Raw genomic sequence first — 9,291 nt, 5'->3', positions numbered from 1 at the left:
TGCGCCTCCACCAGGCCGCGGGTGACGTACAGGCCCAGGCCGGTGCCGCCGCGGCTGCCGCCGTGCCAGAACTTCGAGAAGACGTAGGGGCGGTTCTCCGGCGGCACGCCCTCGCCCTCGTCGTCGACGGTGAGGACCACCTCGCCCGGCTCGGCCGGGTCCAGCGCGGGGTCGTGGGCGACGGTGATGACGACGGTGCCGGCGCCGTGCCGCACCGCGTTCTCCACGAGGTTGGTGACCACCTGCGCCAGGCGGTCGGGGTCGGCCCACAGGTCCGGCAGCCCCTCGCCCAGCCGCAGCTCGAAGCGGTCGTCCTCGTAGCCGGCCACCCGCAGCCGCTCCACGTGCTCGCGCACCAGCGCGGGCAGGTCCACCGGGCGACGGTGCACCTGCAGCCGCCCGGTGTCCACCCGCGAGACGTCCAGCAGGTCGCCCACCAGGCGGGTGACGCGGTCGGCGTCGGCCTGCACCGTGGTCAGCATCAGGCGCTTCTGCTCGTCGGTGAAGCGGTCCCAGCGCCGCAGCAGGCTCGCGGTGAACTGCTTCACGGACGTCAGCGGCGAGCGCAGCTCGTGGGCGACGGTGGCGATGAGGCTGGCCGCGTCGGACTCCGCGCGCCGGCGCTGCCCGGTGCCGCGCAGGGCGACCACCGCGCGCTGGACCTGGCCGGTCTCCGAGCGCACGTAGCGGGCGGTCACCAGCAGCTCGCGCCCGCCGGGCAGCAGCAGCATGCGCTCGGAGTGGCCGTCGGAGGTGTCCAGGGCGGGGTCCGCCACGTCCCACCAGCGGCGCCCGGAGGTGTCCTGCAGGGGCAGCGCCCGGCGCACGTCCGAGCCCAGCAGGTCCTGGCGGCTGCGGCCCAGCAGCGTGGCCGCGGCGGCGTTGGCGGCGGTGATGCGCCGGTCGGCGTCGACGAGCACCACGCCGTCGGGCAGCTCGTCCAGGGGCACCAGCGAGCTGCCCTCCAGGAGCGCCGGGTCACCGGGTGCGCCCGGGTGCGGGCGCACGGGTGGGGGCGCCGCCGCGGGGGCGGCCCCGGTGGTCCCCCTCACCTCGGGCACGGGGCGAGGCTAGGGCATCGGGCGCGGATCACCGCGCCGGGCGACACGCCGACGCCGCGCGGGCGTGCCGCCCGGCGCTGCGCCTCAGCGCGCCCGGCGCTGGGCGCGGGCGCTGGCGTACAGGCACACCACGGCGGCCGTGGCCAGGTTCAGGCTCTCCGCGCGCCCGTGCAGCGGCACGCGCACCACGGCGTCGGCCGCGGCCCGGCCGGCGTCGTCCAGCCCGGCGGCCTCGTTGCCGAACAGCCACGCCGTGGGGGCGGCCAGGTCCACGCGCGCGCCGGTGGCCGTCCCGCCGGCGGCCGCACCGGTGGCGGCGGCGTCGGCCAGGTCGTCCAGGTCCAGCGCCCCGGTGCCGTCGGCGGCCAGCACCGCGCACCCGGCGCGCTGCAGGGCGGTGACGGCGTGCTCCAGCGGCACGCCGACGACCACCGGCAGGTGGAACAGGCTGCCCGCCGTGGAGCGCACGCACTTGGGGTTGAACACGTCCACGCTGCCGGCGGTGAGCACCACGGCGTCGGCGCCGGCGGCGTCCGCGGCGCGCAGCACGGTGCCCGCGTTGCCGGGGTCGCGCACCCGGTCCAGCACGGCCACCAGCCGCGGCCGGCGGGCCAGGACGTCCTCGAGGTCCGCGGTCGCGGTCGGGCACACCGCCACCAGGCCCTGGGGGGTGACGGTGTCGGTCATCGCGGCCAGCACCTCCTCGGTGACCGTCCAGGTGCGCACGCCGTGCTGCACGGCGTCGGCGACGATCCCCGGGTACCGGCGGGCGGCCTCGTCGGTGGCGTACAGCTCCAGCACCACCGCCGCGCCCCGGCCCCCGCGCCCGGGGGTGCGGGCGGCGACGTGCGCGGCGACGGCCTCGCGGACCGCCTGCGGGCCCTCGGCGAGGAAGCGGCCGTGGCGCGAACGCGCCGGACGCCCGGTCAGCGACCGCACCGACCGCACCCGCGCAGCGCGCGGGTCGGTCAGCACGGCGGCTGCCGGGCGTCCGGGGTGGTGCTGGCGCTGCTCAGGCAGCGGAGCCCTCGACGGCCGGGGCGGCCGGCAGCGCGGCCTTGGCGGTCTGCACCAGGACGGCGAAGGCGGGCGCGTCGGAGACGGCCAGCTCGGCCAGCATGCGGCGGTCGACCTCGACACCCGCGGCCTTCAGGCCCTGGATGAAGCGGTTGTAGGTCATGCCCTCGGCGCGCGCGGCGGCGTTGATGCGCTGGATCCACAGGCGGCGGAAGTCGCCCTTGCGCGCCTTGCGGTCGCGGTACGCGTAGACGAGGGAGTGGGTGACCTGCTCCTTCGCCTTGCGGTACAGCCGCGAGCGCTGGCCGCGGTAGCCGCTGGCCTGCTCGAGGACGACGCGGCGCTTCTTCTGGGCGTTGACTGCGCGCTTCACGCGTGCCACGGGGGTTCTCCTTGATCATCGGTGCGCGGGCGCCGGCGGGCCGTCGTGGACGGCCGCGCGCTCCGCGCGGGGGTTGTCGGGGTGGTGGCGGCGGTCAGTGACCCAGGAGCTTCTTGATCTTCTTGACGTCCGAGGGGGCCACCACGGCGTCGATCGAGAGACGACGGGTGCGGGTGCTCGGCTTGACCTCGAGCAGGTGGCGCTTGTTGGCGCGCTCGCGCATGACCTTGCCGGAGCCGGTGAGGCGGAAACGCTTCTTGGCGCCGGAGTGGGTCTTGTTCTTGGGCACGGGTGTCTCTCCTGTGGTCGGTGCCGCGCGCCGTGCGTCAGGACGCGGTGGCGGCCGCCTCGTCGGGCTGCGAGCCCTCGCCGTCCGCGGACGGGACCGCGGCGGCCTGCTCGGCGGAGTCCTTCCGGCGGCGCTCCTCGGCCTTGGCCTCGGCCTTCTTCTTGTGCGGCCCGATGACCATCACCATGTTGCGGCCGTCCTGGCGCGGCGAGCTCTCCACGCTGCCCAGGTCGGAGACGTCCTCCGCGAGTCGCTGCAGCAGCCGGAAGCCCATCTCGGGGCGCGACTGCTCGCGACCGCGGAACATGATCATCACCTTGACCTTGTCCCCCGCCTTGAGGAACCGCTCGACGTGGCCCTTCTTCGTGCCGTAGTCGTGCGGGTCGATCTTCAGGCGGAAGCGGATCTCCTTGAGGATCGTGTTCGACTGGTTCTTGCGCGCTTCGCGGGCCTTCATGTCGGACTCGTACTTGAACTTGCCGAAGTCCATGAGCTTGCAGACCGGCGGTCGCGCGGTGGGGGCGACCTCGACCAGGTCGAGACCCGCTTCGTCCGCCAGCCGCAGCGCGTCCTCGACGCGCACGATGCCGACCTGTTCACCGTTGGGGCCCACGAGCCGCACCTCGGGAACACGGATGCGGTCGTTGATGCGGGGCTCGCTGATGTGCTGCTCCTTCGTCGTCGGGCGGGGCCGCCGGACACGGGGAAGGCCCCCGCGCTCGGACGTGCGCGGAGGCCTGCCTGATCCGGCACCGCGACGCACGAGGGCGACGACGACGCCTGCTCCCCCGCGGACGGGGGAGCTCCCCCGCGGACGGGGGAGGGACCGGGACCCGCGGTGCGCGTCGCGCGCCGGGGTGGGAGGAGGCCTCCGCTTCACGTGCCGGCCCCGCGAACGCCTGCCCGCGAGATCGCGGACCGGTGACGTGAGCCGGTCGGTCACCTGTCAGGGTAGCAGCATGCAGCCAGAACCCCACCCCCCGACGGCGGACCCGGCGGCCGGCGACCCCGAGCGCGAGATGGCCCGCGACATCGCCGACGTGCCGGCGGTCGAGGTGGTCACCACCGCCGCCGTGCACCTGATGAGCGCCGCGGCCGTCAAGTGCGGCCTGGCCGAGGGCCCCGACGCGGCCGACCACCTCGACCTGGCCGAGGCGCGCATCCTCATCACCGCACTGGCCGGGCTGGTGACCACCTCCGCGCCCGACATCGGCGGGCAGCACGCCCGCTCCCTGCGCGACGGCCTGCGCTCGCTGCAGCTGGCCTTCCGCGAGGCCTCCCCCGTGCCCGACCCGCCGGGCAAGGGGCCCGGCGAGCGCCTGACCGGCAGCGTCGTCTGAGGCTCCCGGGCGGCGCCGGCCGGGAGCGCCGGGCCGTCGCGCGCCCGCCGCGCCCGGGGGTGGTTGAGTGTCGCAGGAGGCGGGGCGAGCGCCCCCCGACCGAGGAGGACGAGACGGTGAGCAGCACGGTGAGCACCGCCAGGAGCGACCTGGCACGACTGGCCCTGCGACTGGGCGTGGGCGGCACGCTGGCCGCCCACGGCGCGCAGAAGCTCTTCGGCGCCTTCGGCGGCGGCGGGCTGCAGGGCACCGAGGGCGCGATGCACGCCATGGGCTTCCGCCCCGGGCGGCGCAGCGCGCTGCTGGCCGGCCTGGGCGAGACGGGCGGCGGGGCGCTGCTCGCGCTGGGCCTGGCGACGCCGGCCGCCGGGGCGACCGCGGCCGCGACCATGGCCGCGGCCGCGACGGTCCACGCGCCCAACGGCTTCTGGGCCACCTCCGGGGGCCTGGAGTACCCCGCGGTCCTGGCGCTGGCCAGCACCGCGCTGGCGGTGGCCGGACCGGGCCGCTACTCCGTGGACCACGCGCTCGGGCACGTCCTGGACAAGCCGTGGATGCCCGCGGTGGCGCTGCTGGCGGCCGGGGCGGGCGCGGCCTGGACCATCCGCCAGCGGCAGGCGGCGGTGTCCGGGGACGCGGGCGCCCGGGAGGCCGCCGACGCGCCGGCCGACGCGCCGCAGGACCCGGTCGCCTCCTGACCGCCGCGCCCCCGGGCTCCGCACCGGGGCCCGGGAGCGCCTCAGGGGGCCGGCAGCAGCCGCAGCTCCAGGGAGTCCACCCGGTCGGCCACGACGTCGGAGGCGCCCAGCCGCTCGCCCAGCCGGGCGCTCAGCCGGGCCAGCCCCTCGCGGTCCAGGCCGGGGGCGACCCCCACGACCAGGCGCAGCTCGGCGTGCTCGGCGGCCTCCAGGCGCACGCCGCGCACGCTGGGCACACCGGCCAGCGCCTCCCCCACGGCGGCCTCCACGAGGCCGTCGAAGGGCGCGGGCACCCACTCGTGCTCGCGGGCCAGCGCCCACAGCGCCGTGCGGCGCACCACGAAGCGCACCGGGCCGGCCGGGTCGAGCACGAGCACCTCGCAGCCCTCCTGCACCCCGGACAGCGCCGCGCGGGCAGCGGGCACCGGCACCGGCCGGGCGTCCGCGCGCCAGGCGGCAAGGGCGGCCAGGTCGGTGAACAGCGGCAGGCCGCGGCGCCCGTCGGGCTGCGTCAGCAGCGCCAACGCCATGTCGGCGCTCTTGTCCCCCGCCGGCCCGGCCGCGACGACGTCCTGCTCGCCCAGCACCGCCACCACGGGCGCGAAGACGCGCGCCGCGGCCAGCTGGGCCACCACGCGCGCCTCCGCGCGCAGCAGGTCCGCCGGGGCCGCCCCGTCCCGGCGGGCGGCGGCCCAGTCGGTCAGCGCCCGCGCCAGTCCGGGGGCGCGGGCGCCCTCGTCGCCCGTGAAGGGGTTGGGCAGCAGGGTGCGCCCGGCCCAGGGCACCCCCGCGGAGTCGGTGCTCCGGGGCTCGCCGCCGGCCGGCCCGGGGTGCGCTCCGGTCAGGGCCGGCCCGCCACGTCGAGGGCCTGCGGCAGCGTGAAGGCGCCCGCGTAGAGGGCCTTGCCGACGATGGCGCCCTCCACGCCGGCCCCGACGAGCTCGCGCAGGGCGCGCAGGTCCTCGAGGCTGGACACGCCGCCGGAGGCGACGACGGGTGCGCTGGTGCGCGCGCACACCTCGCGCAGCAGCTCGGTGTTCGGCCCGCGCAGGGTGCCGTCCTTGGTGACGTCGGTGACGACGTAGCGGGCGCAGCCGTCGGCGTCCAGGCGCGCCAGGACCTCCCACAGGTCACCGCCCTCGCGGGTCCAGCCGCGCGCGGCCAGGGTGGTGCCGCGCACGTCCAGGCCCACGGCGATGCGGTCGCCGTGGCGGGCGATGGCCGAGCGGGTCCACTCGGGGTCCTCCAGCGCGGCGGTGCCCAGGTTCACGCGGCGGCAGCCGGTGGCCAGCGCGGCCTCCAGGGAGGCGTCGTCGCGGATGCCGCCGGACAGCTCCACGGCCACGTCCAGGCGGCCGACGACCTCGGCGAGCAGCTCGCGGTTGGATCCGCGGCCGAAGGCGGCGTCGAGGTCGACGAGGTGCACCCACTCGGCGCCGGACTCCTGCCAGGCGAGGGCCGCCTCCAGGGGGGAGCCGTAGAACGTCTCGCTGCCGGCCTCGCCCTGCACGAGGCGGACGGCCTGGCCGTCGGCGACGTCGACGGCGGGCAGCAGTTCGAGGCGGGGAGCTGGCGAGGAGGGGGCGCTGGTCACGGGCGGGCAGTCTACGGAGGCCGCGGAGCCCCGCCGCCCCGGGCACCGGGCGGCGCCACCGCCCGGTGCCCGGGGCGGCCCGCCTCAGCCCAGCGAGCCCACCCAGTTGCGCAGCAGCTGCGCGCCGGCGTCGCCGGACTTCTCGGGGTGGAACTGGGTGGCGGCCAGCGCGCCGTTCTCCACGGCGGCCACGAAGCGGGTGCCGTGCTCGGCCCACGTCACCTTCGGCGCCTCGACGAGGCCGCCGGTGGTGTCCACGAGCTCGAAGCGCTGCACGGCGTAGGAGTGCACGAAGTAGAAGCGCTCGTCCTCCACGCCGTCGAAGAGCACCGAGCCGGCCGGCACCTGCACGGGCGTCCAGCCCATGTGCGGCACGACCTGCGCGGGCAGGCGCTCGACGGTGCCGGGCCACTGCCCCAGCCCGTCGGGCAGGCCCTCGCCGGGCTCGGTGGAGGTCTCGAACATCACCTGCAGGCCCACGCAGATGCCCAGGACCGGCCGCCCGCCGGCCAGGCGCCTGTCGACGATGCCGGCGCCGTCGATGGCGTGCAGGCCGGCGTTGACGGCGGCGAAGGCGCCCACGCCGGGCACGAGCAGCCCGTCGGCCTCCAGCGCGGCCTTCTTGTCGGCGGTCAGCTCCACGTCCGCGCCGACGCGCTCCAGGGCGCGCACGGCGGAGCGGACGTTGCCGAAGCCGTAGTCGAGGACGACGACGCGCCTGCTCACAGGGCCCCCTTCGTGGACGGCACGCCCTGCACGCGCGGGTCGGGCTCGACGGCGTAGCGCAGCGCGCGGGCCAGGGCCTTGAACTGGGCCTCGACGACGTGGTGGGGGTCGCGGCCGGCGAGGACGCGCACGTGCAGGGCGATCTGCGCGTGGAAGGCGAAGCTCTCCAGCACGTGGCGGGTCAGCGAGCCGGTGAAGTGCCCGCCGATGAGGTGCAGCTCCTGCCCGGCGGGCTCGCCGGTGTGCACGCAGTAGGGGCGGCCGGAGACGTCGACGACGACGTGGGCCAGGGCCTCGTCCAGCGGGACGGTGGCGTCGGCGAAGCGGCGGATGCCCCGCTTGTCGCCCAGCGCCTGGCGGAACGCCTGACCGAGCACGATGGCGGTGTCCTCGACGGTGTGGTGCACGTCGATGTGGGTGTCGCCCTTGGCGCGCACCGTGAGGTCCATCAGCGAGTGCTTGCCCAGGGCGGTGAGCACGTGGTCGTAGAACGGCACCGTGGTGTCGATCTCGGTGCGCCCGGTGCCGTCGAGGTCGAGCTCGACCAGGACGCTGGACTCGGACGTGCTGCGCTCCACGCGCGCGGTGCGGCTCACTTCTTCTCCCCGTCGACCTCGGTCAGCGCCCGTCGGAACGCCGCCATCTCCTCCTGTGTTCCGATGCTCACCCGCAGCCAGCCGTCGGGGCCGGTCTCGCGGATGAGCACGCCGCGGTCCAGCAGGCCCTGCCAGACCGCGTGCCGGTCGGCGAAGGTGCCGAACAGCGCGAAGTTCGCGTCGGAGTCGGCGACGCGGTACCCCTCGCCGCGCAGCCACTCCACGGTCTCGTCGCGGCGGGCGCGCAGCTCGTCGACGGTGGCCAGCAGCGTGGCGGAGTGCTTGAGCGCGGCGCGCGCGACGGCCTGCGTGACGGCCGAGAGGTGGTACGGCAGCCGCACGATGCGCAGGGCGTCGACGAGGGCGGGGGCGGCGGCGAGGTAGCCCACGCGCGCGCCGGCCAGGGAGAACGCCTTGCTCATGGTGCGCGAGACGGCCAGGTTGCCGTGCCGCGGCAGCAGCTCCAGCGCGCTGGGCACCCCGGTGCGGCGGAACTCCCCGTACGCCTCGTCGACGACGACGACCGCGCGCTGCGGCAGGGCGTCGACGGCGTCGAGGACGGCCTCGACCGCGGCCAGCGGCAGCGCGGTGCCGGTGGGGTTGTTCGGGCTGGCCAGCAGCACCACGGAGGGGCGGTGCTCGGCGACCTGCGCGCGGGCGTGCTCGACGTCGAGGGTGAAGTCCTCCGCGCGCCGGCCGGCGACCCAGCGGGTCAGGGTGTCGCGCGCGTACTCCGGGTACATGGAGTAGGTGGGCGCGAAGCTCAGCGCGGTGCGGCCCGGACCGCCGAAGGCCTGCAGCACGTGGAGCATGACCTCGTTGGAGCCGTTGGCGGCCCAGACCTGCTCGGGGGTCAGCTCGGCGCCGGACTCGGTGCGCAGGAACGCGGCGAGGTCGGCGCGCAGGTCGAGGAACTCGCGGTCCGGGTAGCGGTTCAGGCCGCTCGCGGCGCGGGCGACGGCCTCGGCGACGTCGGCGACGACCTCCGGGGCGACCGGGTAGGGGTTCTCGTTGACGTTGAGGACCACCGGCACGTGCAGCTGCGGGGCGCCGTAGGGGTGCTCTCCGCGCAGGTCCTCGCGCAGCGGGAGGTCGTCCAGGGTGGTGCCCCGGGCCGGCGGGCGCGTGGTGTCGGTCGTCACGGCGGCATTCTCCCAGAGCGCGGCGGCCGGCCGGACCGCCCGGCCGCCTAGCATCGTCGGGGTGAGCACCCCGCTGGCGCGCCGCGCCGCCACCGCCCTGACCTGCCTCGCGCTGGCCGCGGGGGTCGCCGCGTGCGGCGCCCACGGGGAGGGCGGCGCGCAGGGCGGGGCGCGCGCCGAGTGCACCCTGGACGGCTGCACGGCGACGTTCCCGCGCACCGGTGGGGCGGAGGTGTCGGTGCTGGGGGTGCAGGCGCGGCTGCTGGAGGCCGAGGAGGGCTCGGTGCGGCTGGAGGTGGCCGGGCAGGAGGTCTCCCTGGACGTGGGCACCGAGGCGCAGGTGGCCGGCTTCACCGCCGGCCTGGACCGGCTCACCGACACCGAGGCCGTCGTCGTCCTGAGGCGCTGAAGCGCCGGGGGCGAGCCGGGGGGCTCAGCGCCCGCCC

13 protein-coding genes are annotated in these 9,291 nt (G+C 76.9%); 3 read left to right on the top strand and 10 right to left on the bottom strand.

From position 1 onward, the window contains the following. From GTR00_RS08050 to infC, 5 genes are all read right to left on the bottom strand, one after another. Positions 1 to 1,061, bottom strand: a 1,061-nt coding sequence (locus GTR00_RS08050; protein ID WP_166611106.1) for a sensor histidine kinase, incomplete at its 3' end; no start/stop codon positions are given. Positions 1,062 to 1,145: 84 nt separating this feature from the next. Next, positions 1,146 to 2,000 carry a TrmH family RNA methyltransferase gene (locus tag GTR00_RS08045; protein ID WP_323132326.1) on the bottom strand — a complete coding sequence of 285 codons (855 nt, stop codon included), beginning with the start codon at positions 1,998 to 2,000 and terminating at the stop codon, positions 1,146 to 1,148. 73 nt (positions 2,001 to 2,073) lie between these two features. Beyond that, positions 2,074 to 2,460: a 50S ribosomal protein L20 gene (gene rplT / locus GTR00_RS08040; RefSeq protein WP_166611105.1), complete on the bottom strand. Its 387-nt coding sequence runs from the start codon at positions 2,458 to 2,460 to the stop codon at positions 2,074 to 2,076. A 94-nt stretch (positions 2,461 to 2,554) separates the two neighbouring features. After that, on the bottom strand, positions 2,555 to 2,749 hold the full coding sequence (rpmI, locus tag GTR00_RS08035) for a 50S ribosomal protein L35 (RefSeq protein ID WP_166611104.1): 195 nt from the start codon (positions 2,747 to 2,749) through the stop codon (positions 2,555 to 2,557). 37 nt (positions 2,750 to 2,786) lie between these two features. Beyond that, positions 2,787 to 3,413 carry a translation initiation factor IF-3 gene (infC, locus tag GTR00_RS08030; RefSeq protein ID WP_166611110.1) on the bottom strand — a complete coding sequence of 209 codons (627 nt, stop codon included), beginning with the start codon at positions 3,411 to 3,413 and terminating at the stop codon, positions 2,787 to 2,789. Between the two features lie 295 nt (positions 3,414 to 3,708). Between infC and GTR00_RS08025 the strand changes: the two genes are divergently transcribed. Both GTR00_RS08025 and GTR00_RS08020 read left to right on the top strand, forming a co-directional pair. Beyond that, entirely contained in the window at positions 3,709 to 4,089 is a 381-nt protein-coding gene (locus GTR00_RS08025) for a DUF1844 domain-containing protein (protein WP_240899641.1), read from the top strand. Between the two features lie 116 nt (positions 4,090 to 4,205). Next, positions 4,206 to 4,787, top strand: coding sequence for a DoxX family protein (locus GTR00_RS08020; protein ID WP_323132325.1), 582 nt, complete (start codon positions 4,206 to 4,208; stop codon positions 4,785 to 4,787). 41 nt (positions 4,788 to 4,828) lie between these two features. Here the strand turns inward: GTR00_RS08020 and GTR00_RS24910 are convergent, their stop codons facing one another. From GTR00_RS24910 to GTR00_RS07995, 5 genes are all read right to left on the bottom strand, one after another. Next, a complete protein-coding gene (locus GTR00_RS24910) occupies positions 4,829 to 5,572 on the bottom strand; it encodes an SseB family protein (protein WP_205705330.1) in 744 nt (247 codons plus the stop codon). Positions 5,573 to 5,628: 56 nt separating this feature from the next. Beyond that, entirely contained in the window at positions 5,629 to 6,381 is a 753-nt protein-coding gene (priA, locus tag GTR00_RS08010) for a bifunctional 1-(5-phosphoribosyl)-5-((5-phosphoribosylamino)methylideneamino)imidazole-4-carboxamide isomerase/phosphoribosylanthranilate isomerase PriA (protein ID WP_166611103.1), read from the bottom strand. Positions 6,382 to 6,465: 84 nt separating this feature from the next. After that, positions 6,466 to 7,107, bottom strand: a complete 642-nt coding sequence (gene hisH, locus GTR00_RS08005) for an imidazole glycerol phosphate synthase subunit HisH (RefSeq protein ID WP_166611102.1) — start codon at positions 7,105 to 7,107, stop codon at positions 6,466 to 6,468. Continuing rightward, positions 7,104 to 7,703, bottom strand: coding sequence for an imidazoleglycerol-phosphate dehydratase HisB (gene hisB / locus GTR00_RS08000; protein ID WP_166611101.1), 600 nt, complete (start codon positions 7,701 to 7,703; stop codon positions 7,104 to 7,106). The genes hisH and hisB overlap by 4 nt, the downstream gene beginning before the upstream one ends. Beyond that, complete coding sequence (locus GTR00_RS07995; RefSeq protein WP_323132324.1) at positions 7,700 to 8,845, bottom strand: histidinol-phosphate transaminase; 1,146 nt, start codon at positions 8,843 to 8,845, stop codon at positions 7,700 to 7,702. Before GTR00_RS07995 ends, hisB begins: the two co-directional genes overlap by 4 nt. A 61-nt stretch (positions 8,846 to 8,906) precedes the next feature. Here GTR00_RS07995 and GTR00_RS07990 point away from each other — a divergent pair, with 61 nt between their 5' ends. After that, positions 8,907 to 9,254, top strand: a complete 348-nt coding sequence (locus GTR00_RS07990; RefSeq protein WP_166611099.1) for a hypothetical protein — start codon at positions 8,907 to 8,909, stop codon at positions 9,252 to 9,254. Positions 9,255 to 9,291: the final 37 nt, after the last annotated feature.

The organism is Kineococcus indalonis (assembly GCF_009906395.1).
In the GTDB taxonomy this organism is placed as follows: domain Bacteria; phylum Actinomycetota; class Actinomycetes; order Actinomycetales; family Kineococcaceae; genus Kineococcus; species Kineococcus indalonis.
Note: the sequence above shows the minus strand (reverse complement) of the source record. Positions and strands in the feature narration are given on the sequence as shown.

Excerpts from the sequence above, each read along its gene's own strand:
- GTR00_RS08025 (WP_240899641.1), top strand. The coding sequence starts at position 3,709 with ATGCAGCCAGAACCCCACCCCCCGACGGCGGACCCGGCGGCCGGCGAC.